We start from the raw sequence: 24790 nt of genomic DNA, 5'->3' as shown, positions 1-24790 counted from the left end.
AATAAAACTCTGAAAGGAAGAGCACATGGCACACGAAAATGTCATTGAGATGCGTGAAATTACCAAGGTCTTTGGTGAGTTTGTCGCTAACGACAAGATCAACCTAGAACTTCGTAAAGGTGAGATTCATGCACTTTTAGGAGAAAATGGAGCAGGTAAGTCCACGCTTATGAATATGCTAGCGGGGCTACTTGAACCAACTAGTGGTGAAATTGTAGTAAATGGACAGGTTGTTAAACTGGATTCACCATCGAAAGCTGCTAGTCTAGGGATTGGGATGGTTCACCAACACTTTATGTTGGTTGAGGCCTTCACAGTTGCTGAAAATATCATTTTGGGAAGTGAATTGACCAAAAACGGTGTGCTAGATATTGCTCGCGCAACTCGAGAAATCAATGAATTGTCTGAACGCTATGGTTTGGCGGTAGATCCCTCTGCTAAGGTAGCGGATATCTCTGTCGGAGCTCAACAACGTGTTGAGATTTTGAAGACTCTCTATCGTGGAGCAGACATTCTTATCTTTGACGAACCGACTGCTGTTTTAACACCATCAGAAATTGATGAGTTGATGGCTATCATGAAGAACCTAGTTAAGGAAGGCAAATCAATCATCCTTATTACTCACAAGTTGGATGAAATTCGTGCTGTGTCTGACCGTGTTACAGTTATCCGTCGTGGTAAATCTATCGAGACTGTTGAGATTGTTGGTGCAACCAATGCTGACCTGGCAGAAATGATGGTCGGGCGTTCGGTTTCCTTCAAAACTGAGAAACAGCCAGCTCAACCAAAAGAAGTTGTACTATCTATCAAAGATTTAGTAGTCAATGAAAACCGTGGGGTTCCAGCAGTTAAAAATCTTTCACTCGATGTTCGAGCTGGTGAGATTGTTGGGATTGCCGGGATTGATGGAAATGGGCAGTCTGAGTTGATCCAAGCTATTACAGGACTTCGTAAAATTGAGTCAGGTAGCGTAGAGTTAAAAGGTCAATCTATCTCTGGTTTACATCCTCGTCAAATCACTGAAATGAGTGTGGGACACGTTCCAGAAGACCGCCATCGTGATGGCTTGGTTTTGGATATGATGATTTCAGAAAATATCGCTCTACAAACCTATTACAAAGAACCACTTAGCAAGAATGGAATTCTTAATTACACAAATATCATGTCTCATGCTAAAAAATTGATGGAAGAGTTTGATGTTCGTGCCGCTAGTGAGATAGTACCAGCAGCAGCACTCTCAGGAGGAAATCAACAAAAAGCGATTATCGCTCGCGAAATTGATCGAGATCCTGATCTCCTTATCGTCAGCCAACCAACTCGTGGTCTGGATGTCGGTGCCATTGAGTACATTCACAAACGCTTGATTGAAGCACGTGATAATGGTAAGGCTGTCCTTGTAGTCAGCTTTGAGTTGGATGAGATTTTAAATGTCTCTGACAGAATTGCCGTTATCCACGATGGTAAGATTCAAGGGATTGTGACACCAGAAACAACCAACAAGCAAGAGCTTGGTGTCTTGATGGCTGGTGGTAACTTGGAAAAGGAGAAGAGTGATGTCTAAAAAATTACAACAAATTTCGGTTCCCTTGATTTCTGTTTTCCTTGGAATCTTGCTTGGAGCCATCGTCATGTGGATTTTTGGCTATGATGCCATCTGGGGCTATGAAGAATTGTTCTATACGGCCTTTGGTAGTGTTCGTGGTATCGGTGAAATTTTCCGTGCTATGGGTCCGTTAGTCTTGATCGCTCTAGGGTTTGCAGTTGCAAGTCGTGCTGGCTTCTTTAACGTTGGGCTTCCTGGGCAAGCCCTCGCGGGTTGGGTTCTTAGTGGCTGGTTTGCCCTGACTCATCCTGATATGCCACGTCCTTTGCTGATTCTCGCAACCATTATCATTGCGCTAGTTGCAGGGGGGATTGTTGGTGCGATTCCAGGTGTTCTTAGAGCTTATCTTGGAACATCTGAGGTTATTGTTACCATCATGATGAACTACATTGTTCTTTATGTGGGGAATGCCCTTATCCACCACTTCCCTAAAGATATTATGCAGAGTACTGACTCATCCATTCGTGTTAGTGCCAATGCAACCTATCAGACACCATGGCTTGCTGAGTTAACTGGAAATTCTCGGATGAACATTGGTATTTTCTTTGCTATCATTGCAGTAGCAGTTATTTGGTTCTTGCTTAAGAAGACAACTCTCGGTTTTGAAATCCGTGCAGTTGGTCTCAATCCGAATGCTTCTGAATATGCAGGTATTTCAGCTAAACGCACCATCATCCTATCAATGATTATCTCAGGTGCCCTTGCAGGTCTAGGTGGAGCAGTAGAAGGACTCGGGACCTTCCAAAACGTTTATGTCCAAGGTTCATCATTGGCGATCGGCTTTAACGGAATGGCGGTTAGTCTACTCGCTGCAAACTCACCGATTGGAATTCTATTTGCAGCCTTCTTGTTCGGAGTACTTCAAGTTGGAGCACCTGGTATGAATGCTGCTCAAGTGCCATCTGAGCTTGTAAGTATCGTTACAGCCTCAATTATCTTCTTTGTCAGCGTTCACTACATCATCGAACGCTTTGTCAAACCAAGAAAACAACTTAAAGGAGGTAAATAAGGATGTCGATTACAACAATGTTAACCCTTATGGTTTCTTCAATGTTGATTTACTCAGCACCACTTATTTTCACAAGTATCGGAGGAGTTTTCTCTGAACGTGGTGGAGTTGTTAACGTTGGTCTTGAAGGAATCATGGTCATGGGTGCCTTTTCTGGAGTTGTTTTTAACCTTGAATTTGCTCAAGATTTAGGAGCAGCGACTCCTTGGTTGGCTCTTCTAGTTGGTGGATTAGTCGGAGCTATCTTCTCGCTCATTCACGCAGTGGCTACAATTCATTTCCGTGCTGACCATGTTGTCAGTGGTACTGTGCTAAACTTGATGGCGCCTGCCTTGGCTGTTTTCTTGGTAAAAGTCCTTTATAACAAGGGGCAAACGGACAACTTGGTTCAAACCTTTGGACGTTTTGATTTCCCAGTCTTGGCCAATATTCCATTTCTAGGAGATATCTTCTTCAAGTCAACCAGTTTACTTGGTTACCTTGCAATTGCTTTCTCATTCTTAGCATGGTTTATCCTTTTCAAAACACGCTTTGGACTTCGCCTTCGTTCAGTTGGTGAACATCCACAAGCAGCAGATACTTTGGGTATCAATGTCTACAAGATGAGATATCTTGGAGTTGTGATTTCAGGCTTCCTTGGAGGGATCGGAGGAGCTATCTATGCTCAGTCAATTTCCGTCAATTTCTCAGTTACAACGATTGTAGGACCAGGATTTATCGCTCTTGCAGCTATGATCTTTGGTAAGTGGAATCCTGTCGGAGCTATGCTTTCAAGTCTCTTCTTCGGACTATCACAGAGTTTGGCAGTTATTGGTTCACAACTTCCTTTCTTACAAGGAGTTCCAACTGTTTACTTGCAGATTGCACCATATCTCTTGACCATCGTCGTCCTAGCAGCCTTCTTTGGAAAAGCTGTTGCGCCGAAGGCGGATGGTATCAACTATATCAAATCTAAATAAACACAAACGAGGTTGGGAAAAATCCCGACCTCGTTTTTTAGTATTTGAAATGAAACTCTGGTGAAAACTTCATTTTTTTGTTCCATCATCTTCTCTATTTTTTAGGGTTTTGATGGGTGAGATTTAGCCCCCAAGGAACTAGGTTTTCAGTTTTGTTTTGAATACGATTGATATTATCCTTATGACGTATGATTACAATTCCCGCGAGTGCTATGATAATAAGAGTGAAGAGGAGATCGTAATTACTTAAGATAAAGCCGAAGAGTGGAAAAACTAGAGCTCCCAAAACAGCAGCAAGGGCAGCAGTAACACTAGAGAGAGAAATCATGCTTCCTAGATATAGAGTTCCAAAGAAGACAACTGCTAGATAGAGGCAAAATAGAGGAGCAAATCCGAAAATGACTCCAGCACTGGTTGCGACAGCTTTACCTCCCTTAAATCCTGCAAAAATTGGGAAAGTATGCCCGATTACGGCTAAGAGACCAAAAATTAGAGGAGAGATTCCTTGTACATGGAAGATAAGGGGAAGCAAGGTTGCGATGGTTCCTTTGAAAAAGTCTATCACGAAGGTTGCCATACCCGCTTTTTTACCTAAAATACGGAAGGTATTGGTTGTTCCAGTATTGCCAGAACCATGTTCACGTAAATTTATATTAAAGAAGGCTAGTCCAATCCAAAATCCTGAAGGGATGGAACCCAACAGATAGGCAGAAATTAATAATACTATTGTCATCATGCATCTATTATACCATGAAATTGACGAGAAACGGAAGGAATCTATTCTCATTTTGTGACATCTGAACTATTTGTCTAAGAAGTAAAATAAGAAGTGAAATTTTTCGATAAAAATAGTGATTTTTCTAGAGAATCTGACTATGAAAGATTGGAAATTCATGAAAATTTCAGAAATATTTTGTGTTTATGTTTATTTATGCTATAATAAGAACAATTATTTTTAGAGGTGGCCTATGTCTTATTTATTCGAGATATTACCAAGTTTATTGAGCGGTGCGACAATGACTTTAGAGGTCTTTGCACTGGTCTTGCTTTTTTCAATCCCTCTAGGTATCGTCATTGCCTTTTGTTTACAGGTTCATTGGAAAACCCTCCATTATATAATTGATATTTACATCTGGATAATGCGTGGGACACCTTTGCTCCTACAGTTAATTTTTATCTACTATGTTCTCCCAAGTATCGGGATTCGATTAGATCGGGTGCCAGCAGCTATTATTGCTTTTACGCTTAATTATGCAGCCTACTTTGCAGAAATATTCCGTGGAGGAATCGCAACTATTCCTCAGGGGCAATATGAGGCAGCGAAAGTTTTAAAATTCAATCCTATCGATACCGTTCGCTATATCATCTTGCCACAGGTGACCAAGATTGTCTTACCAAGTGTATTTAACGAGGTTATGAGTTTGGTTAAGGATACTTCTCTGGTCTATGCACTCGGTATTTCAGATTTAATCCTAGCTAGTCGTACTGCAGCCAATCGTGATGCGAGCTTGATTCCAATGTTTCTAGCAGGAGCTATTTATCTGCTTATGATTGGTATTGTTACGATTATAGCTAAGAAACTTGAGAAAAAGTTTAGCTACTATAGATAGGAGGTTATCCATGTTAGAGTTAAAAAATATCAGCAAAAAATTTGGAAAAAAAGAAATTTTATCCAATTTCAATTTAACAATTCCTGAAAAGCAGATTTTGGCCATCGTTGGACCTTCTGGTGGTGGGAAGACAACCTTGCTTAGAATGTTAGCTGGACTTGAAACCATTGATTCAGGTGAGATTTTTTATAATGGAGAATCCCTACCTTTGGATGAACTTGAAAAGCGTCACTTATTAGGTTTTGTTTTTCAAGATTTTCAGCTTTTTCCTCACTTATCCGTTATGGAGAACTTGATTTTGTCACCCATCAAAACTATGGGGCTGTCTGAAGCAGATGCCAAGAAGAAGGCAACCGACTTACTCGCTCGTCTGGGGCTCGAAGCTCACGCAGATGCTTATCCATACTCATTATCTGGTGGTCAAAAGCAACGGGTTGCCTTAGCACGCGCTATGATGATAGATCCTGAAGTGATTGGGTATGACGAACCAACTTCAGCCCTTGACCCAGAGTTGCGTCTTGAGGTTGAAAAACTGATTCTACAAAATCGAGAATTAGGCATGACTCAGATTGTCGTGACTCACGATCTCCAGTTTGCAGAGAATATTGCTGACCAGATTCTCAAAGTAGAGCCTAAGTAGGAGGTATCTATGAATCGAAAGAAAATCACACTTGTTTTTGTATTCTTTATGGCTTTTTTCCTGGTAGGATGCACACAAAAAGCTAGTAATCCAAAAGTCGATAATTGGGAAAAATACCAACAACAAGGAAGCATTACTATTGGATTTGACAATACCTTTGTTCCTATGGGCTTTGAAGAAAAGAATGGCCAATATGTCGGATTTGATATTGACTTAGCCCAGGCTGTTTCTGAGAAACTGGGGTTCAAGGTACAGTTTCAACCCATTGATTGGGATATGAAGGAAACAGAACTTCAAAACGGCACTATTGATGCTATCTGGAATGGATATTCAGCGACTGATGAACGCCGTGAAAAGGTTGCTTTTACCATTCCCTACATGGAAAATCAACAAGTTCTAGTCTCTAAAAAATCGCAAAATATCCAGTCGGTTTCGGATATGAAAGATAAGATTTTGGGAGCCCAAGCAGGTTCCTCTGGTTATATAGATTTCGAAGCCCAACCGGAACTCTTAAAAAATATTGTAAAAGATAAGAAGGCAAACCAATATCAAAGTTTTACAGAAGCCTTGATTGACCTGCAAAATGATCGGATTGATGCCCTCTTAATAGACCGTGTTTACGCCAATTATTATCTTGAAACTGAAGGAATTTTAGACCAGTATGAGATTTTTCCAGCTGGTTTTGAGAGCGAGTCTTTTGCAGTTGGAGTGAGACCAGCTGATAGGACCTTGTTAGCGAATTTGAATCAAGCTTTTGTGGAATTGTATCAAGATGGAAAATTCCAAGAAATTAGCCAAAAATGGTTTGGTGAAGATATTGCAACAAGTCAAGTTAAAGGAAAAGAAAACTGAGACTCTCGTCTTGGTTTCTTTTTTTGAAGAATAAACAATTGAGTTCAAACCTGCTCAATTAGAAAAATTTTGCAAAATCCCTAGAAAACCTGTAAAATAGTAAAGATGAACGAATAGGAGGTTCCTTGTGTCAAAAAAGGAAATCAATATTAACAATTATAATGATGACGCCATTCAGGTGCTAGAAGGGTTGGATGCGGTCCGAAAACGTCCAGGGATGTATATCGGTTCGACCGATGGTGCTGGTCTCCACCACCTAGTCTGGGAAATCGTCGATAATGCGGTCGATGAAGCCCTGTCTGGGTTTGGCGATCGTATTGATGTGACCATTAATAAAGACGGAAGTTTAACGGTTCAAGACCATGGACGTGGAATGCCGACTGGGATGCACGCTATGGGAATTCCAACGGTTGAGGTTATCTTTACCATCCTTCACGCCGGAGGGAAATTCGGTCAGGGTGGTTATAAGACATCAGGAGGTCTCCACGGGGTTGGATCTTCTGTCGTCAATGCCCTCTCTAGTTGGCTCGAAGTAGAAATTACACGTGATGGGGCTGTTTACAAACAACGCTTTGAAAATGGTGGGAAACCAGTTACCACTCTAGAAAAGGTTGGGACTGCACCTAAGTCTAAGACAGGTACTAAAGTTACCTTCATGCCGGATGCTAGTATCTTTTCTACAACTGACTTCAAGTACAATACCATTTCAGAGCGTCTCAATGAGTCAGCATTTCTCTTGAAGAATGTAACCTTGTCATTAACGGACAAGAGAACAGATGAAGCAATCGAGTTCCATTATGAGAACGGGGTACAAGACTTTGTTTCCTACCTCAACGAAGACAAGGAAACCTTGACACCAGTTCTTTACTTTGAAGGGGAAGATAATGGTTTCCAAGTGGAAGTAGCCCTTCAGTATAACGATGGATTTTCAGATAACATCCTGTCCTTTGTCAATAATGTTCGCACTAAGGACGGTGGAACGCATGAGACAGGACTCAAGTCTGCCATTACCAAAGTTATGAACGACTATGCGCGAAAAACTGGCCTTCTCAAAGAAAAAGATAAAAACCTAGAAGGTTCAGATTACCGTGAAGGGTTGGCGGCAGTTCTTTCCATCCTTGTTCCTGAAGAACATTTGCAGTTTGAAGGACAGACTAAGGATAAACTAGGAAGTCCACTTGCTCGTCCAGTTGTGGATGGGATTGTAGCTGATAAATTAACTTTCTTCCTTATGGAAAATGGTGAGTTAGCTTCAAATCTGATTCGTAAAGCTATCAAGGCTCGTGATGCTCGTGAAGCAGCACGTAAGGCGCGTGACGAGAGTCGTAATGGCAAGAAGAATAAGAAAGACAAGGGCTTGCTTTCTGGGAAATTAACCCCAGCCCAGTCTAAAAATCCAGCTAAGAACGAACTCTACCTAGTCGAGGGAGACTCTGCCGGTGGTTCTGCTAAGCAAGGTCGTGACCGCAAGTTCCAAGCTATCTTGCCTCTTCGAGGTAAGGTTATCAATACAGCCAAGGCCAAGATGGCAGATATCCTCAAAAATGAAGAAATCAATACCATGATTTATACCATCGGTGCGGGTGTCGGAGCAGACTTCTCCCTTGAAGATGCCAACTATGATAAGATCATTATCATGACTGATGCGGACACTGATGGTGCCCACATTCAAACCCTTCTCTTAACCTTCTTTTATCGCTACATGCGTCCACTAGTCGAGGCAGGACATGTCTATATCGCCCTTCCGCCTCTTTATAAGATGTCCAAAGGTAAGGGCAAGAAAGAAGAAGTGGCTTATGCATGGACAGACGGTGAATTGGAAGAACTCCGTAAGCAGTTTGGTAAAGGTGCTACACTTCAACGCTATAAAGGTCTTGGAGAGATGAATGCCGATCAACTTTGGGAGACAACTATGAACCCAGAAACGCGTACTCTTATCCGTGTCACCATTGAAGACCTGGCTCGCGCCGAACGTCGCGTCAATGTCCTTATGGGGGATAAGGTCGAACCACGACGTAAGTGGATTGAAGACAATGTCAAGTTTACGCTGGAAGAGAGTGGAGAGATGGTGTTTTGAAAGGATGATAAAGAAAATATGGGCTATAATATTTATACAAATCAAGAATTTAAAGAACTGGCTAATGATGGACAAATTAATATCATGGCTCTCTTTGGAAATGGTGTAGATATTCAGTTAATGGAATATCTTAAATCTCCATATCGGACTTCTTATCAAAATTTCTATAATTATCTTTGCTATAAGAATTTTGATAAAGATAATATGATCTTTCAAAAAATGACTGAGGATAAGAAAGATAATGAAAAAGATTCTAATATTAAGAAAAACTGGAGTGACTTTGAGAATAGTTTAATTGAGATTTTTAATCAACCTGGCTGGCTGGAAACAGAGAAATTGACTAAAGATTTCACTCAATTTCAAATCGAGTTCTCAAATTTTTTAAATGAAATAATTACTCCTGATATGCTTGCTAGGTTAGGAAATGATGGCACAGAAAAAGGAATTGCTCTCAATTCTTTTACCCGTTTTTTAGGTGATTTAGATTGGAAAAATTTCAATAAATTGTCTTTTCCTCGTAAAACCAAACTTTATTCTTTATTTAACTGGGAAATTTTAAATTTCAACTATACTTCGATGTTGGATAATATATTATTGCTAGATAAACAACAATTTGATCCCCATCCGTATATGGTTGCAGATAGACAAATCTATTTTTATCCGAATCCTGAAGATAGAGAAAATAAGTTAGAAGAGTTTATTGATTGTAAAAATGGAGAATTGATAGAAGGTTATGTTGCTAATCCACATCTAAATAAAGATACTAAATACTCCAGTTATTTAATGATCAATATCACCCATCCTCATGGTTATCAGAATGTTCCAAAATCAATGTTATTTGGATTTGACAATAAGGAACAAATAACAAATGAAAATAAAAGACCTTTAGCAAAAAATTTTTTAAAGCCCTATTGGGCTCAGAATGATAAAAAATATAAATCATATTTCAATAATACTGATTTGTTTATACTATACGGTTTATCACTCGGTGATAGTGACTTTTGGTGGTGGAATAATATTCTTAACTCACTTTTGGAGACAGATTCTGAATTGATTATTTATAATTACAATAGCAATAATGAATCTGATAGTGACACAATTAATCGATTTATTGATGTTGCAAAAAAAGAACAACTCACTGCTGAGGATATAGAAAAACTTCATAAAAAGATTGCAGTAGTTCAGTATGACTCCACATCAAAACTCCATGCATTCAAATTAGATTATTTTAATTGAATTTTTCTCCTTCTACTAAAACAAAATATTTCACATAAAAAATTTCTTATATGGAAGTTAACAATTGAGTATGGAATTTGTTAAAGAATGTGATAATGAAAAAATACCAGTAGATAACTCGCTTTATAAACATGTTCTTTATAACACTCAAAAAATTAATAACTAATAAGGTATTGACATGAGAACTGAACCCGAAATGCTTGATTTAATTTTTCAAACCGCAAAAGTACTACAGGTCGATGCAGTCGCCATGTCCGGCTCGCGGACAAACCCAAAGGCTCCCAAGGACGAGTTCCAAGACTATGATGTAGTCTATATCGTGGAGGATTTGGATGGTCTGATAGCCGACCTTTCTTGGTTGGACCAGTTTGGCACACGTATCATTGAGCAACATAATATCCTAGGCAACCGTCGTCTCTACCTCATGCTTTTCGAAGATGGGAATCGCATTGATCTAACCCTCTGTCCTAAAGATCACATCAACGAATGGGTGGATAGTGAGGCAGGATTCACAGTTTTAGTAGATGAGAAGGGTTTGTTTGAGTCTTATTCTCCAAGTCCAGAGCGTTTTTGGATACATCCAGCTAGTAATTCGGATTTTGAAAAAACTTGCAATGAATTTTGGTGGGTGTCAACCTACGAGGTCAAAGGAATTTGTCGTAAGCAAGTCATTTATTCGACCGACTGAGCTCAAGGGCAAGGCTCCCAGCCAGAATAAGACCGTCCGCCTCAAGCTGCAGGAAATCTATGATTTCCTTGTGGACTATACTGCCATCGGTGCTTATGCTTATCCCGAAAGAACTCACATGGTCAATCTTCGCGACCACCTCAACACCATCCGCAGCCGCTATAAAAAACGCAAGCCACCTAAGAAGGCGAGGGAAGAAGCGACGGAGAGCAACTAGAATATAACTAAATTTGAGTTGAAAAATTGTTAGTGGTCGCATCGGATTTGAAAGGAGTAGAGAATGATAATCAGACCTGCAAGCACAAAAGATTGTCAAGCTATTTATGCCCTTTATCAAAATGAAAAATGGATTTCTTTTACAGAGGGAAAAGTGACATCATTATTTTCAACAAATCTGTCCCATTACTTGGTAGTTGAAGAGAACCAGAAAATCCTTGGTTTTGCCCGCTACTTGACAGATGAAGTCATGACGACCTTTTTAGCTGAGATTATCATTGATAAAGCCTATCGCGGAAAAGGATTGGGACGGCGATTGATCGCTGAAATTCATCAAAAACATCCTTTGACTCGCATTGAATTAATATCAGAAGCGGATGGATTTTATCAGACAGTAGGTTTTAAACCTGTGGGAACAGGGCTTAGAAAATCTGAATGAAAGGAGACAGCCAATGACGCTTGACAACAAACTGGGTCTGACAGATTCGCTTGAACTTGCCAAGATGGTTATGCGACGGAGGTTGCCCAAGCCTGTCTAGACTTTGTTTCTCAGCAAGCTAGCTTGTCAGAAGTTTACTCTTTTACATCCTTACTCAATCAACTTTCGCAAAAAGTCATGCAAAAACTGAGTATGGAATTTGTCAGAGAATTTGATAATGAAAAAGTTCCAGCAGACAGTCCGCTTTATAGACATGCCCTCTACAGAATCAAGAGTTTCCACTAAAAAGGCAGGTATTCCCATGAGAACTGAAACAGAAATGATGAATCTGATTTTACAAATAGCTGAAAGTTTAAAAGTTGATGCTGTTGCTTTATCGGGTTCTAGAACAAATGATCATGCTCCAAAAGATGAATTTCAAGACTATGATGTAGTCTATATCGTGGAGGATTTGGATGGTCTGATAGCTGACCTTTCTTGGCTGGACCAGTTTGGCACACGTATCATTGAGCAACATAATATCCTAGGCAACCGTCGTCTCTATCTCATGCTATTTGAAGATGGCAATAGGATTGATCTAACCCTTTGCCCAAAAGACCATATCCAAGAATGGGTAGAAAGCGAAGCTAGTTATATAGTTTTAGTAGACGAGAAGAACTTGTTTGAGTCATATTCTCCAAGTCCAGAGCGTTTTTGGATACATCCAGCTAGTGAGACGGATTTTGAAAAATCTTGTAATGAATTTTGGTGGGTGTCAGCCTACGTGCTCAAAGGAATTTGTCGTAAGCAAGTCATCTATTCGACTGAGCATCTCTACGGTATTTGTCAGCAAGAACTCTTGAAGCTCTTGGCTTGGCAGGTATCCAGTGATAGAGGAAGAGTTGATATTGGAAAGAACTATAAATATCTCTTTAACTATTTACCTGCTGAGAAAGAGAAGGAATTCTCTGCTCTTCTTGATTTCTCAAGTTTAGACAAAATTACTCAGTCTTTATTAGCAACCATACAACTTTTCCACAGAGAAGCTCAAAGCCTTGCCCAAAAGATGGGCTTTGACTATGATAGGGAAGTAGCTGAGAAGATGATTCAGTATGCTAAAGAAAAACTTCCAAATCACATAGAAAATAAAGAACACAAATTATAATTTTAAATCATAGAAAGGGTCGTTTGGTTATTTATAGTGACTGAACAACTTTTCCATAAAAACTACTCAACATTTTTTGAAAGGAGTTGAACACGCCCTAAATGCTGTGTGAAAAAGATAAATTCTCTTGTGAGCATCGCTCACTGTAAGAATTTCCTATTTTCACTTTGCATTTTACGGGCTTTGTATCCTATATGAGTAATATCCAAAATATGTCCCTGGAGGACATCATGGGAGAGCGCTTTGGTCGCTACTCCAAATATATCATTCAAGACCGGGCTTTGCCAGACATTCGGGATGGATTGAAGCCGGTTCAACGCCGTATCCTTTATTCGATGAATAAGGATGGCAATACTTTTGATAAGAGCTACCGTAAGTCGGCCAAGTCTGTCGGTAACATTATGGGGAATTTCCACCCACACGGGGATTCTTCTATCTATGATGCCATGGTTCGTATGTCTCAGGACTGGAAAAACCGTGAGATTCTAGTTGAAATGCACGGAAACAACGGTTCAATGGACGGAGATCCGCCTGCGGCTATGCGTTATACTGAAGCACGTTTGTCAGAGATTGCAGGCTATCTCCTTCAGGATATCGAGAAAAAGACAGTTCCCTTTGCTTGGAACTTTGACGATACCGAGAAAGAGCCAACTGTCTTGCCAGCGGCCTTTCCAAACCTCTTAGTCAATGGTTCGACTGGTATCTCGGCTGGATACGCCACAGATATTCCACCCCATAATTTGGCTGAAGTTATCGATGCTACAGTCTACATGATTGATCACCCAACTGCCAAGGTCGAGAAGTTGATGGAATTCTTGCCTGGACCAGATTTCCCTACAGGAGCTATCATCCAAGGCCGAGACGAGATTAAAAAGGCCTATGAAACTGGTAAAGGGCGCGTGGTCGTTCGTTCCAAGACTGAAATCGAGAAACTGAAAGGTGGTAAGGAGCAAATCGTTATCACTGAGATTCCCTATGAGATTAATAAGGCTAACTTGGTCAAGAAAATCGATGAAGTTCGTGTCAATAACAAGGTGGCAGGCATTGCTGAGGTTCGTGACGAGTCTGACCGTGATGGTCTTCGTATTGCTATCGAGCTAAAGAAAGATGCGAATACCGAGCTTGTTCTCAACTATCTTTTCAAGTATACTGACTTGCAAATCAACTACAACTTCAACATGGTTGCGATTGACAATTTCACCCCTCGTCAGGTTGGAATTGTGCCTATCTTGTCTAGCTATATTGCCCACCGTCGTGAAGTCATCTTGGCACGTTCTCGCTTTGACAAGGAAAAGGCTGAAAAACGTCTCCATATCGTGGAAGGTTTGATTCGTGTCATCTCTATTTTAGATGAAGTCATTGCTCTTATCCGTGCTTCTGAAAATAAGGCTGATGCAAAGGAAAACCTCAAGGTCAGCTATGATTTTACTGAAGAGCAGGCTGAAGCTATTGTTACCTTGCAACTATACCGTTTGACCAATACAGACGTAGTTGTCTTGCAGGAAGAAGAAGCAGAACTTCGTGAAAAGATTGCTATGCTGGCGGCTATCATTGGTGACGAACGGACTATGTACAATCTCATGAAAAAAGAACTCCGTGAAGTTAAGAAAAAATTTGCGACTCCACGTTTGAGTTCTTTAGAGGATACTGCTAAAGTGATTGAGATTGATACTGCTAGTTTGATTGCTGAAGAAGATACATACGTCAGTGTGACTAAGGCTGGCTATATCAAGCGTACTAGCCCTCGTTCTTTCTCAGCTTCAACGTTAGAGGAAATTGGTAAACGGGATGACGATCGATTGCTCTTTGTTCAATCTGTCAAAACTACCCAGCATCTCTTAATCTTTACAACACTTGGAAATGTCATCTATAGACCAGTCCATGAGTTGGCAGATATTCGTTGGAAGGATATCGGAGAACATCTAAGCCAGTCTATTACAAACTTTGAAACCAATGAAGAAGTGCTCTATGTAGAAGTTGTGGATCAGTTTGATGATGCGACAACCTACTTTGCAGCAACTCGCCTTGGACAAATCAAACGTGTCGAACGAAAAGAATTCTCTCCATGGAGAACCTACCGTTCTAAATCTGTCAAATATGCTAAGTTGAAAGATGATACTGACCAGATTGTAGCAGTAGCTCCGATTAAACTGGATGATGTTCTCTTGATTAGTCGAAACGGTTATGCCCTCCGCTTTAACATCGAAGAAGTGCCAGTTATCGGTGCCAAAGCTGCAGGGGTGAAAGCCATGAATCTAAAAGCAGATGATGTGATACAAGCAGCCTTTATCTGCAACACTTCATCTTTCTATCTTTTGACGCATCGTGGAAGTCTTAAGCGCGTTTCGATCGAGGAAATTCCAGCAACCAGTCGTGCTAATCGTGGTCTTCAGGTCCTTAGAGAATTAAAGAGTAAACCACATCGCGTCTTTTCGGCTGGAGCGGTGGCTGAACAAGGATTTGTTGGAGATCTCTTTAGTACAGAAGTGGAAGCTGGGGAACAAACCCTAGTTGTTCAGTCAAATAAGGGAACCATTTACGAATCAATCTTACAAGATTTGAATTTATCAGAACGAACTAGCAACGGTAGCTTTATTTCAGATACTATTTCTGACGAAGAAGTTTTTGATGCCTACCTCAAAGACGTTTTTAAAGATGATAAGGAAAACTAAGAAAAGGACCAGTCCCAGTGACTGGTTTCTTTTTTTAGTAAAATTTTCAGAAAATTACAAAAAATACTTGAATTTTTTAGAGAATAGTGTAGAATAGAACACATAGCTTTGATTAGAATAAGAGGAGAAGAATATGCCAGTTGCTATTGATTGGGAAAACCTTGGTTTTGCCTATATGAAATTACCTTATCGTTATATTGCTCATTACTCAAATGGTCAATGGAACCAAGGAGAATTGACTAAGGATTCAACACTCCATATTTCTGAGTCCTCACCAAGTCTTCACTATGGACAACAAGCCTTTGAAGGCTTGAAAGCCTATCGTACCAAGGATGGAAGTATTCAACTCTTTCGCCCAGATGAAAATGCTAAACGACTCCAACGTACTTGTGATCGTCTCTTGATGCCCCAAGTTTCAACAGAAATGTTTGTAGAGGCTTGTAAGTCAGTAGTTCGAGCTAATGAAGAATACGTACCACCTTATGGAACTGGTGGAACCCTTTATCTTCGTCCGCTTTTGATTGGTGTGGGAGATATCATTGGGGTAAAACCAGCAGAAGAGTATATCTTTACCATCTTTGCCATGCCAGTTGGAAATTACTTTAAAGGTGGCTTAGTGCCAACAAATTTCTTGATACAAGATGAATATGACCGTGCTGCTCCAAATGGTACAGGTGCAGCTAAGGTTGGTGGAAACTATGCAGCCAGCCTCCTACCAGGAAAAATGGCTAAGTCCCGTCATTTCTCGGATGTTATTTATCTTGACCCAGCTACACACACCAAGATAGAAGAGGTCGGGTCAGCAAATTTCTTTGGGATTACAGCTGATAATGAGTTTGTAACGCCATTGAGTCCATCGATCTTGCCATCTATTACCAAGTACTCATTGCTTTACTTGGCAGAGCATCGTTTGGGCATGACGCCTGTTGAGGGAGATGTGCCAATTGACAGCCTTGATCGATTTGTAGAAGCAGGTGCCTGTGGAACTGCAGCTGTTATTTCACCCATTGGAGGAATTCAGTACGGAGATAAACTTCATGTCTTTTACAGTGAGACAGAAGTCGGACCAGTAACTCGTAGATTATACGATGAATTGACAGGTATCCAATTTGGTGACGTTGAAGCACCAGAAGGATGGATTGTAAAAGTAGATTAAAAAATTTTAAAGGAGATCTTTATGAAAACGAAAAAATGGATGTTGACAGCAGGACTTGTCCTGAGTACAACAGTTCTTCTTGTAGCTTGTGGAAAAGCAGACAAAGAAGCGGACGCACCTACAACCTTCTCTTATGTCTATGGAGTGGATCCATCATCCTTAGACTACAGTATTGCCACTCGTACATCAACTACTGATATCGTCGGGAACGTTGTTGATGGATTGATGGAAAATGATGAATACGGTAATGTAATTCCTTCCTTAGCTGAGGATTGGACTGTCTCAAAAGATGGATTGACTTATACTTATAAACTTCGTAAAGGAGTTAAATGGTATACCTCAGAGGGTGAAGAATACGCTGAAGTAACTGCGCATGACTTTGTTACTGGATTGAAACACGTAGCAGATGGCAAGTCAGATGGTGTGACCCTCATTCAAAACTCAATCAAAGGTTTGGATGCCTATATGACTGGTGAGACTAATGATTTCTCTACAGTCGGTGTTAAGGCCTTGGACGATTATACAGTCGAATATACATTGAATGCACCAGAAAGTTTCTGGAATTCAAAAGTAACCACAGCAACCATGTTGCCTGTAAATGAAGAGTTCCTCAAAGCTTCTGGTAAGAATTACGGAGCAGTTAGCCCATCTGGTATCCTTTATAACGGTCCTTATATCTTGAAGACTTTAACTTCTAAATCCTTAATCGAATATGAAAAGAATCCAAATTATTGGGATAAAGAAAAGGTGAAAATCGAGAAGGTTAAACTGACCTACTATGATGGTTCAGACCAAGAATCCTTGATTCGTAGTTTCTCGTCAGGTGCCTACACAACTGCTCGACTTTTCCCAAGTAGTTCAAACTTTGCTTCAACTTTAGAACAATACGGGGATAAAATCACCTACAGTCCACAAGATTCAAATAGTTACTACTTTACCTTCAACGTAAATCGTCAGTCTTACAATAAAACTGCTAAAACAAGTGATGAGCAGAAGTCTTCTACGAAAGAAGCCATGTTGAACAAGGATTTCCGTCAGGCTATCAACTTTGCCTTCAACCGTCATTCTTATGCTGCACAACTAAATGGTGAAGAAGGTGCTGATAAGATTATTCGTAACAGCCTAGTGCCAGACAATTTTGTACAATCTGGCGGCAAAAACTTTGGTGATATTGCTCAAGCAGAATTGATTAACTATGGAGACCAATGGAAAGGTGTTGAACTTGTTGATGGAAAAGATACAATCTACAATCCTGACAAAGCCAAAGCATCATTCGAAAAAGCTAAGAAAGAGTTGGAATCAAAAGGTGTAACCTTCCCAATTCACTTAGATGTCCCAGTTGAACAAACAGATACAATTGCTGTTCAACAAAGCAATTCCTTCAAGCAATCAATCGAATCAACACTTGGTGCTGAAAATGTTGTCATTGATGTCCTTCAGATGACAGATAACGAAAAAGAAAGCATTACATCTCAAGCACGTGTTCCCGCTCAAAAAGACTACGACTTGAACAGCACTGGATGGTCTCCAAGTTATCAGGACCCAGCATCTTATTTGAATATCATGGATCCAAAAACTGGTTCTGCTATGAAACACCTTGGTATTACTAAAGGAAAAGACAAGGAAGTCGTAGCTCAACTTGGTTTGGATCAGTATAAGAAACTCTTGGATGATGCAGCTTCTGAGACAAATGACTTGGACAAGAGATATGAAAAATATGCCAAAGCTCAAGCATGGCTTACAGATAGTTCTCTCTTGATGCCAACGGCTTCATCAGGTGGTTCACCAGTTGTTAGCAACGTCGTTCCTTTCTCAAAACCATACTCACAAGTTGGTATCAAAGGCGATCCATATATCTTTAAAGGCATGAGATTGCAAAAAGAGATTGTGACTACTAAAGAATATGAAGCTGCTCTTGAAAAATGGCAAAAAGAAAAATTAGAATCAAACAGTAAATACCAAAAAGAACTAGAAAATCATGTCAAATAGAACAGACTAGTGTTTTTGGAATAAAGGAAGATTAAATGGAATGGATTAAACTAATAGGGATAGTTATCATTGTGGTTGGTTTTTTCTATAAATTAGATACCATCGCAACGGTAGTCTTAGCTAGTTTAGTTACAGCTCTAGTTTCCGGAGTTTCTCTTGTTGAGTTCTTGGAAATTTTAGGAAGAGAATTTAGCAATCAACGAGTTCTTACGATTTTTATGGTAACCTTGCCCTTGGTTGGTTTATCTGAAACTTTTGGACTCAAGCAACGTTCGGTTGACTTGATTCAAAAGATTAAAGGACTGACCGTAGGAAGTTTTTATACAATTTATTTCTTTTTTCGGGAACTCGATGGATTCTTTGCCATTCGTCTAGGAGGACAGCCGCAGTTTGTAAGGCCTCTGGTTCAACCCATGGGACAAGCAGCGGCAGAGTCACAATTAGGTAGAAAATTAACGGAGCAGGAGAGCGAAGCGCTAAAAGCGCGTGCAGCAGCAAATGATAATTTCGCAAATTTTTTTGCTCAGAACACTTTTGTTGGTGCAGGTGGTGTCCTCTTGATAGGGGGCACTCTGGACCAATTAGGTTACGAAAGTAATTATGCAGGGATTGCTTGGGCTTCTCTTATTGTTGCAGGAGTTGCCCTACTTGTGGTAGGGATTTACAATTACTTATTTGATAGAAAACTGCTAGTGAATAAGCTCAGTAAAGGAAAAGAAGAATGACCAATCTAGCAAGACAGTTATTAGAGTTAACCTATATTGTGATTGGTTGTCAATTTCTTCACACGGCCTATTGTAGCTATAAAGACAAAACAAACCCAGTTCGATATGGAACAGCTGGTTTTTGGGCTTTATTGGGAATCAGTTTTATTGGTGGTTCCTATCTACCTTCTATCTGTATTGGAATTATCGTAGTGCTCTTAGCCCTACTAACACTCTTTAAACAGGTTCGTATCGGAACCTTACCGTCTCTGGATGAAGTCAAGGCAAATATTGAAGCTAAACGATTGAAGAATAAAATTTTTATTCCGGTCATGTTGATGGCTTTGATTGCTTTAGTATTAGCAAAAATGATCCCTGAGTTTAGTAAGATTGCTATCAGCCTTGCAGCATTTTTAGCAACCATTTCTCTCTTATTGATTACTAAGAGTTCTCCTAAAAGCTTGTTAGCAGAAAACAATCGCATGGTTCAACAAGTTTCAACAAGTGGCATTGTTCCTCAACTCCTAGGGGCTTTGGGGGCGATTTTTATCGTTGCAGGTGTTGGAGACTTGATTTCGCATTTAATTAGCGGTCTAGTTCCTTCGGGTAGTCGTTTTATGGGTGTAGTGGCTTATGTCCTTGGGATGGTTCTCTTTTCAATGATTATGGGAAATGCCTTTGCGGCCTTTACTGTCATAACTGCTGGAATTGGTGTTCCCTTTGTATTTTCCTTGGGAGCCGATCCAATCGTGGCAGGTGCTCTTGCTATGACAGCAGGTTGTTGTGGAACTTTATTAAGCCCAATGGCTGCCAATTTCAATACCTTACCTGTAGCACTTTTGGATATGAAAGATCCAAATGGTGTTATCAAAGCGCAAGTAGGAGTAGCTATTGTCATGATTATCATACATGTATTTCTGATGTACTTTTTGGCATTTTAGTAAAGGAAATAAAATGAAAATATTAGTTACAGGTTTTGATCCTTTCGGTGGTGAAAAGGTCAATCCAGCCTTGGAGGCTGTTAAATTATTACCGAAAGAAATCCATGGGGCTGAGGTTTATTGGGCAGAAATCCCAACGGTCTTTTATCAATCAGCAGAGGTTTTAGAAGCAGAAATAGTTCGATATCAACCAGATGTTGTGCTTTGCATCGGCCAAGCAGGAGGAAGAGCGAGTTTAACTCCTGAGAGAGTCGCTATCAATCAAGATGATGCTAGAATTCCTGATAACCAAGGGAATCAACCGATTGACACTCCAATTCGCCTTGATGGAGAAGTTGCCTATTTTAGCACACTCCCTATTAAAGCGATGGTACAAGCCATAAAAGAAGAAGGGCTACCAGCTACAGTTTCAAATACAGCAGGAACTTTTGTTTGCAACCATTTGATGTATCAGGCTCTCTATTTAGCGGATAAGAAATTTCCCCATATGAGAGCAGGTTTTATGCATATTCCCTATATGACAGAACAAGTGTTGAACAAGCCTAATACGGCATCCATGTGCTTAACAGATATTGTCAGAGGTATTGAGGCAGCAATTAGAGCTATCGTAGACTATAAAGATAAGGACTTGAAGTTAGTAGGTGGAACAACCCATTAATAATGAGTCATCTCTAGATAAAAAATTCTATATTTTTTACAAAAACTCTGTATCAAGCTTGGCTTGGTATAGAGTTTTTTCTTGCCAGTTTTCTAAATTTCTTGTACAATAGGAAGAGTGAAAAGAGGTAGAGTATGAGTAAAAAAGATAAAAAAATTGAAATTCAATTAACGGATGCAACTGTTTTAGTTGGGAAAGAAAAGTATGACGGTTACACTTTAACCATTGGTAAAAAGATCATTGGTGAAATTGCCGAATTAGACAATCAATTTGCGATCATAAAGAATGGAAATGTCGATAGTTTTTATAAAAAACTTGAAAAAGCTGTGGAAATTTTGATTGAAAACTATAATTTAGCAAAATAATGCTTGTTTTTTGTAAATTTTCATGATATAATAGACTCTGTTAATTGTCGGAGAGATAGCGAAGAGGCTAAACGCGGCGGACTGTAAATCCGCTCCTTCGGGTTCGGGGGTTCGAATCCCTCTCTCTCCATCTTGTTTTTGGGGTATAGCCAAGCGGTAAGGCAAGGGACTTTGACTCCCTCATGCGTTGGTTCGAATCCAGCTACCCCAGTTCTTAGGTAATAAATTCAAGATAAAAAGAAAAATATCTTAGGGTATTTTATTTTTATAATTGAAAGACGTGAACGATATGAACATGTCCTTGCGGGTGCTTAGGAAAAAAATTATAAGTATGTCAAGCTGAAGAAAAGCTTGATTGTTGGAGGATTTTTTAGATGAACGAATTTGAAGATTTGCTAAATAGCGTTAGCCAAGTTGAGCCTGGTGATGTTGTTAGTGCTGAAGTATTGACAGTCGATGCGACTCAAGCTAACGTTGCAATCTCAGGAACTGGTGTTGAAGGTGTCTTGACTCTTCGCGAATTGACAAACGATCGCGATGCAGATATCAATGACTTTGTTAAAGTAGGAGAAGTATTGGATGTTCTTGTACTTCGTCAAGTAGTTGGTAAAGATACTGATACAGTTACATACCTTGTATCTAAAAAACGCCTTGAAGCTCGCAAAGCATGGGACAAACTTGTTGGTCGTGAAGAAGAAGTTGTTACTGTTAAAGGAACTCGTGCCGTTAAAGGTGGACTTTCAGTAGAATTTGAAGGTGTTCGTGGATTTATCCCAGCTTCAATGTTGGATACTCGTTTCGTACGTAACACTGAGCGTTTTGTAGGTCAAGAATTTGAAGCTAAAATCAAAGAAGTTGACGCTAAAGAAAACCGCTTCATCCTTTCACGTCGTGAAGTTGTAGAAGCAGCTACAGCAGCAGCTCGTGCTGAAGTATTCGGTAAATTGGCTGTTGGTGATGTAGTAACTGGTAAAGTTGCTCGTATCACAAGCTTCGGTGCTTTCATCGACCTTGGTGGTGTTGATGGATTGGTTCACTTGACTGAATTGTCACACGAACGTAACGTTTCACCAAAATCAGTTGTAACTGTTGGTGAAGAAGTTGAAGTGAAAATCCTTGATCTTAACGAAGAAGAAGGACGTGTATCACTTTCACTTAAAGCTACAACACCTGGACCATGGGATGGCGTTGAGCAAAAATTGGCTAAAGGTGATGTTGTAGAAGGTACAGTTAAACGTTTGACTGACTTCGGTGCATTTGTTGAAGTATTGCCAGGTATCGATGGACTTGTTCACGTATCACAAATTTCACACAAACGTATTGAAAATCCAAAAGAAGCTCTTAAAGTTGGTCAAGAAGTTACTGTTAAAGTTCTTGAAGTTAACGCTGATGCTGAACGCGTTTCACTTTCTATCAAAGCTCTTGAAGAACGTCCAGCTCAAGAAGAAGGACAAAAAGAAGAAAAACGTGCTCCACGTCCACGTCGTCCAAAACGTCAAGAAAAACGTGACTTTGAACTTCCTGAAACTCAAACAGGATTCTCAATGGCTGACTTGTTCGGAGACATCGAACTTTAATTCATTCGAATTTGAAAAAAATCCTTTGTTTTTAAACAGAGGATTTTTCTTTTTTCTACTAGCATTTTTTGATATAATGGTTTTATGCTATATTCAGAAAAAGAATCACTTTATCAAACTGTAAATGAACAACTCTCTTATCTTTTAGAAGGAGAGCCCAATGTTTTGGCTAATTTATCAAATGCTAGTGCCCTACTAAAAACAAACTTTCCCAATACTGTTTTTGCAGGTTTCTACCTATTCGATGGGAATGAACTCATCTTGGGGCCTTTTCAAGGCGGAGTTTCTTGTGTCAGAATCGCTCTTGGGAAAGGTGTTTGTGGAGAGTCTGCAGCTAGTCGTCAAACAGTGATTGTTGGTGATGTAAAGACCTATCCAAACTATATTTCTTGCGATAGTAGTGCTCGTAGTGAAATTGTTGTGCCAATGGTTAAAGATGGACAACTTCTGGGTGTTTTAGACTTGGATTCATCACTTGTCGATGATTATGATGAAATGGATCAGAAGTATTTAGAAGAGTTTGTATCTTTTTTACTAGATAAAACAGAATGGAACTTTTCAATGTTTGAGGAGATAGTGTAATGTATCAGGCCCTTTATCGAAAATATAGAAGCCAGACTTTTTCACAGCTAGTAGGTCAAGAGGTGGTAGCAAAAACTCTTAAACAAGCTGTTGAACAGGAAAAAATAAGCCACGCCTATCTATTTTCAGGTCCTCGTGGAACTGGTAAGACTAGTGTGGCTAAGATTTTTGCTAAGGCCATGAACTGTCCCAATCAAGTAGGGGGAGAACCTTGTAATAACTGTTACGTCTGTCAGGCGGTTACAAATGGTAGCTTGGAAGACGTTATCGAAATGGACGCAGCCTCTAACAATGGAGTGGATGAAATCCGTGATATCCGTGATAAATCAACTTATGCTCCAAGTGTTGCCCACTATAAGGTTTATATCATCGACGAGGTTCATATGCTTTCAACAGGAGCCTTTAATGCTCTTTTGAAAACTCTTGAGGAACCAACTCCAAATGTTGTTTTTATCCTAGCAACGACAGAGCTTCATAAGATTCCTGCAACCATCTTATCTCGGGTTCAGAGATTTGAATTTAAGTCTATCAAGACTCAGGATATTCGAGACCATATCTTCCATATTTTAGAAAAGGAAGGGATTGATTATGAGTCTGAGGCTGTTGAGATTATTGCTCGCCGAGCTGAGGGTGGTATGCGGGATGCCTTGTCCATCTTAGACCAGGCCTTGAGTTTGACGCAGGAAGCTCGATTGACAACTGCTGTTTCTGAGGAAATCACTGGAACTATCAGTCTAAGTGCTTTGGATGATTATGTGACTGCTTTGGCACAAAAGGATGTGGCTCTTGCTTTGGAAAAACTTGATTTGATTTTTGATCACGGAAAGAGCATGACCCGTTTTGTAACAGATTTATTGCAATATTTACGAGATATTTTGATTGTCCAAACTGGTGGGGAGAATACTCACTATAGTGATCTCTTTAAGGATAACCTAGGTCTTTCACAGGCTGTTTTGTTCGAGATGATTGGAATTGCAACAAGTAGTTTAGCTGATATCAAGGCTAGCTTACAGCCTAAGATTTATGCTGAAATGATGACCATTCGTCTAGCTGAGCTTGAAGTTAAGCCTGAAATAACAGGTCAAGTCGCTGGTGAATTGGCATCACTAAGAGAAGAAGTTGCACGATTGAAACAGGCCTTAGCAAATGTTAATACAAGTCCCAAGCAGGCTACATCAACATCAAGTCGCCCAGTTAACACCAAGTCAGTTTATCGAGTAGATCGCAATAAGGTGCAGTCTATTCTTCAAGAAGCTGTTGAAAATCCTGATTTAGCCCGTCAAAATCTAATTCGTCTCCAAAATGCTTGGGGAGAAGTTATTGAAAGCTTGTCAGGACCTGATAAGGCACTTTTAGTTGGTTCTCAACCTGTTGCGGCCAATGAGCACCATGCGATTCTTGCTTTTGAATCTAACTTCAATGCTGGTCAGACCATGAAGCGTGATAATCTTAATACCATGTTTGGCAATATCCTCAGTCAAGCAGCGGGATTTTCTCCAGAGATTCTCGCTATATCCATGGAAGAATGGAAAGAAGTCAGAGCAGATTTCTCAGCTAAGGCTAAATCGTCTCAAGGAAACTCTGTTAAGGAAGAGGTTGAAGAATCTGTCCTTCCTCAAGGATTTGAATTCCTAGCGGATAAAGTGACCATAGAAGAAGACTAAAAGGATATT

Annotated in this window: 21 protein-coding genes, 2 tRNA genes and 3 pseudogenes; 25 read left to right on the top strand and 1 reads right to left on the bottom strand. The window is 40.0% G+C overall.

Annotation, left to right across the window (positions count from 1 at the left end):
* The first annotated feature begins 25 nt into the window (after window positions 1-25).
* From ACORHT_RS06480 to ACORHT_RS06470, 3 genes are read left to right on the top strand one after another with little or no spacing between them, the layout of a single operon-like run.
* The gene (locus tag ACORHT_RS06480; RefSeq protein ID WP_414270227.1) at window positions 26-1561 is read left to right on the top strand and encodes an ABC transporter ATP-binding protein; all 1536 of its coding nucleotides are present in this window, start codon (window positions 26-28) and stop codon (window positions 1559-1561) included.
* Complete coding sequence (locus ACORHT_RS06475) at window positions 1554-2612, top strand: ABC transporter permease (protein WP_414270226.1); 1059 nt, start codon at window positions 1554-1556, stop codon at window positions 2610-2612. Before ACORHT_RS06480 ends, ACORHT_RS06475 begins: the two co-directional genes overlap by 8 nt.
* 2 nt (window positions 2613-2614) lie before the next feature.
* Window positions 2615-3571 (top strand): ABC transporter permease, encoded by a 957-nt coding sequence (locus ACORHT_RS06470; protein WP_414270225.1) that lies wholly within the window; start codon window positions 2615-2617, stop codon window positions 3569-3571.
* Between the two features lie 94 nt (window positions 3572-3665).
* On the opposite strand, the gene plsY is transcribed toward ACORHT_RS06470, so the two are convergent.
* Window positions 3666-4307 carry a glycerol-3-phosphate 1-O-acyltransferase PlsY gene (plsY, locus tag ACORHT_RS06465; protein WP_414270224.1) on the bottom strand — a complete coding sequence of 214 codons (642 nt, stop codon included), beginning with the start codon at window positions 4305-4307 and terminating at the stop codon, window positions 3666-3668.
* A 232-nt stretch (window positions 4308-4539) separates the two neighbouring features.
* Between plsY and ACORHT_RS06460 the strand changes: the two genes are divergently transcribed.
* From ACORHT_RS06460 to dnaX, 22 genes and pseudogenes are all read left to right on the top strand, one after another.
* Window positions 4540-5181, top strand: coding sequence for an amino acid ABC transporter permease (locus ACORHT_RS06460; protein ID WP_434349781.1), 642 nt, complete (start codon window positions 4540-4542; stop codon window positions 5179-5181).
* A gap of 10 nt (window positions 5182-5191) precedes the next feature.
* A complete protein-coding gene (locus ACORHT_RS06455) occupies window positions 5192-5821 on the top strand; it encodes an amino acid ABC transporter ATP-binding protein (RefSeq protein ID WP_434349780.1) in 630 nt (209 codons plus the stop codon).
* Window positions 5822-5830: 9 nt separating this feature from the next.
* Complete coding sequence (locus ACORHT_RS06450) at window positions 5831-6673, top strand: amino acid ABC transporter substrate-binding protein (protein WP_434349779.1); 843 nt, start codon at window positions 5831-5833, stop codon at window positions 6671-6673.
* A gap of 127 nt (window positions 6674-6800) precedes the next feature.
* The gene (parE, locus tag ACORHT_RS06445) at window positions 6801-8750 is read left to right on the top strand and encodes a DNA topoisomerase IV subunit B (protein WP_322741469.1); all 1950 of its coding nucleotides are present in this window, start codon (window positions 6801-6803) and stop codon (window positions 8748-8750) included.
* Between the two features lie 18 nt (window positions 8751-8768).
* Window positions 8769-9986, top strand: coding sequence for an AbiH family protein (locus tag ACORHT_RS06440; RefSeq protein WP_434349778.1), 1218 nt, complete (start codon window positions 8769-8771; stop codon window positions 9984-9986).
* Between the two features lie 178 nt (window positions 9987-10164).
* Window positions 10165-10671, top strand: a pseudogene (locus ACORHT_RS06435) (aminoglycoside 6-adenylyltransferase); the annotation flags it as partial.
* Window positions 10664-10891 (top strand): annotated as a pseudogene (locus ACORHT_RS06430) (hypothetical protein); the annotation flags it as partial. The pseudogenes ACORHT_RS06435 and ACORHT_RS06430, both read left to right, overlap by 8 nt.
* A gap of 63 nt (window positions 10892-10954) precedes the next feature.
* Window positions 10955-11329 (top strand): GNAT family N-acetyltransferase, encoded by a 375-nt coding sequence (locus ACORHT_RS06425; protein WP_434349777.1) that lies wholly within the window; start codon window positions 10955-10957, stop codon window positions 11327-11329.
* A 66-nt stretch (window positions 11330-11395) separates the two neighbouring features.
* Window positions 11396-11614, top strand: a pseudogene (locus tag ACORHT_RS06420) (GNAT family N-acetyltransferase); the annotation flags it as partial.
* A 16-nt stretch (window positions 11615-11630) separates the two neighbouring features.
* A complete protein-coding gene (locus tag ACORHT_RS06415) occupies window positions 11631-12473 on the top strand; it encodes an aminoglycoside 6-adenylyltransferase (protein ID WP_434350827.1) in 843 nt (280 codons plus the stop codon).
* 194 nt (window positions 12474-12667) lie between these two features.
* A complete protein-coding gene (gene parC / locus ACORHT_RS06410; RefSeq protein ID WP_434349776.1) occupies window positions 12668-15145 on the top strand; it encodes a DNA topoisomerase IV subunit A in 2478 nt (825 codons plus the stop codon).
* Window positions 15146-15278: 133 nt separating this feature from the next.
* Window positions 15279-16301, top strand: coding sequence for a branched-chain amino acid aminotransferase (locus tag ACORHT_RS06405; protein ID WP_434349775.1), 1023 nt, complete (start codon window positions 15279-15281; stop codon window positions 16299-16301).
* 21 nt (window positions 16302-16322) lie between these two features.
* A complete protein-coding gene (locus tag ACORHT_RS06400; protein WP_434349774.1) occupies window positions 16323-18290 on the top strand; it encodes a peptide ABC transporter substrate-binding protein in 1968 nt (655 codons plus the stop codon).
* A gap of 35 nt (window positions 18291-18325) precedes the next feature.
* Window positions 18326-19015, top strand: coding sequence for a DUF969 domain-containing protein (locus ACORHT_RS06395; protein ID WP_434349773.1), 690 nt, complete (start codon window positions 18326-18328; stop codon window positions 19013-19015).
* Window positions 19012-19935, top strand: coding sequence for a DUF979 domain-containing protein (locus tag ACORHT_RS06390; RefSeq protein ID WP_434349772.1), 924 nt, complete (start codon window positions 19012-19014; stop codon window positions 19933-19935). The genes ACORHT_RS06395 and ACORHT_RS06390 overlap by 4 nt, the downstream gene beginning before the upstream one ends.
* Before the next feature lie 13 nt (window positions 19936-19948).
* Window positions 19949-20593, top strand: a complete 645-nt coding sequence (pcp, locus tag ACORHT_RS06385; RefSeq protein ID WP_414320876.1) for a pyroglutamyl-peptidase I — start codon at window positions 19949-19951, stop codon at window positions 20591-20593.
* 134 nt (window positions 20594-20727) lie between these two features.
* Window positions 20728-20958 carry a DUF2969 domain-containing protein gene (locus ACORHT_RS06380; protein ID WP_075229097.1) on the top strand — a complete coding sequence of 77 codons (231 nt, stop codon included), beginning with the start codon at window positions 20728-20730 and terminating at the stop codon, window positions 20956-20958.
* Between the two features lie 49 nt (window positions 20959-21007).
* Window positions 21008-21088 (top strand) — tRNA-Tyr (locus tag ACORHT_RS06375).
* Between the two features lie 9 nt (window positions 21089-21097).
* Window positions 21098-21169, top strand: a tRNA-Gln gene (locus ACORHT_RS06370).
* Between the two features lie 163 nt (window positions 21170-21332).
* A complete protein-coding gene (gene rpsA, locus ACORHT_RS06365) occupies window positions 21333-22535 on the top strand; it encodes a 30S ribosomal protein S1 (RefSeq protein WP_075229096.1) in 1203 nt (400 codons plus the stop codon).
* A gap of 84 nt (window positions 22536-22619) precedes the next feature.
* On the top strand, window positions 22620-23117 hold the full coding sequence (locus ACORHT_RS06360; RefSeq protein WP_434349771.1) for a GAF domain-containing protein: 498 nt from the start codon (window positions 22620-22622) through the stop codon (window positions 23115-23117).
* Window positions 23117-24781 (top strand): DNA polymerase III subunit gamma/tau, encoded by a 1665-nt coding sequence (gene dnaX / locus ACORHT_RS06355; RefSeq protein ID WP_434349770.1) that lies wholly within the window; start codon window positions 23117-23119, stop codon window positions 24779-24781. Before ACORHT_RS06360 ends, dnaX begins: the two co-directional genes overlap by 1 nt.
* Window positions 24782-24790: the final 9 nt, after the last annotated feature.

The organism is Streptococcus sp. KHUD_014 (assembly GCF_051106275.1).
GTDB lineage: Bacteria > Bacillota > Bacilli > Lactobacillales > Streptococcaceae > Streptococcus.
The sequence above is the reverse complement of the archived record's forward strand: the minus strand, read 5'-3'. Positions and strand labels throughout refer to the sequence as shown.

Coding starts and splice junctions, on each gene's coding strand:
- ACORHT_RS06480 (WP_414270227.1), top strand. CDS start 26: ATGGCACACGAAAATGTCATTGAGATGCGTGAAATTACCAAGGTCTTT.
- ACORHT_RS06475 (WP_414270226.1), top strand. CDS start 1,554: ATGTCTAAAAAATTACAACAAATTTCGGTTCCCTTGATTTCTGTTTTC.
- ACORHT_RS06470 (WP_414270225.1), top strand. CDS start 2,615: ATGTCGATTACAACAATGTTAACCCTTATGGTTTCTTCAATGTTGATT.
- plsY (WP_414270224.1), bottom strand. CDS start 4,307: ATGATGACAATAGTATTATTAATTTCTGCCTATCTGTTGGGTTCCATC.
- ACORHT_RS06460 (WP_434349781.1), top strand. CDS start 4,540: ATGTCTTATTTATTCGAGATATTACCAAGTTTATTGAGCGGTGCGACA.
- ACORHT_RS06455 (WP_434349780.1), top strand. CDS start 5,192: ATGTTAGAGTTAAAAAATATCAGCAAAAAATTTGGAAAAAAAGAAATT.
- ACORHT_RS06450 (WP_434349779.1), top strand. CDS start 5,831: ATGAATCGAAAGAAAATCACACTTGTTTTTGTATTCTTTATGGCTTTT.
- ACORHT_RS06440 (WP_434349778.1), top strand. CDS start 8,769: ATGGGCTATAATATTTATACAAATCAAGAATTTAAAGAACTGGCTAAT.
- ACORHT_RS06425 (WP_434349777.1), top strand. CDS start 10,955: ATGATAATCAGACCTGCAAGCACAAAAGATTGTCAAGCTATTTATGCC.
- ACORHT_RS06415 (WP_434350827.1), top strand. CDS start 11,631: ATGAGAACTGAAACAGAAATGATGAATCTGATTTTACAAATAGCTGAA.
- parC (WP_434349776.1), top strand. CDS start 12,668: ATGAGTAATATCCAAAATATGTCCCTGGAGGACATCATGGGAGAGCGC.
- ACORHT_RS06405 (WP_434349775.1), top strand. CDS start 15,279: ATGCCAGTTGCTATTGATTGGGAAAACCTTGGTTTTGCCTATATGAAA.
- ACORHT_RS06400 (WP_434349774.1), top strand. CDS start 16,323: ATGAAAACGAAAAAATGGATGTTGACAGCAGGACTTGTCCTGAGTACA.
- ACORHT_RS06395 (WP_434349773.1), top strand. CDS start 18,326: ATGGAATGGATTAAACTAATAGGGATAGTTATCATTGTGGTTGGTTTT.
- ACORHT_RS06390 (WP_434349772.1), top strand. CDS start 19,012: ATGACCAATCTAGCAAGACAGTTATTAGAGTTAACCTATATTGTGATT.
- pcp (WP_414320876.1), top strand. CDS start 19,949: ATGAAAATATTAGTTACAGGTTTTGATCCTTTCGGTGGTGAAAAGGTC.
- ACORHT_RS06380 (WP_075229097.1), top strand. CDS start 20,728: ATGAGTAAAAAAGATAAAAAAATTGAAATTCAATTAACGGATGCAACT.
- rpsA (WP_075229096.1), top strand. CDS start 21,333: ATGAACGAATTTGAAGATTTGCTAAATAGCGTTAGCCAAGTTGAGCCT.
- ACORHT_RS06360 (WP_434349771.1), top strand. CDS start 22,620: ATGCTATATTCAGAAAAAGAATCACTTTATCAAACTGTAAATGAACAA.
- dnaX (WP_434349770.1), top strand. CDS start 23,117: ATGTATCAGGCCCTTTATCGAAAATATAGAAGCCAGACTTTTTCACAG.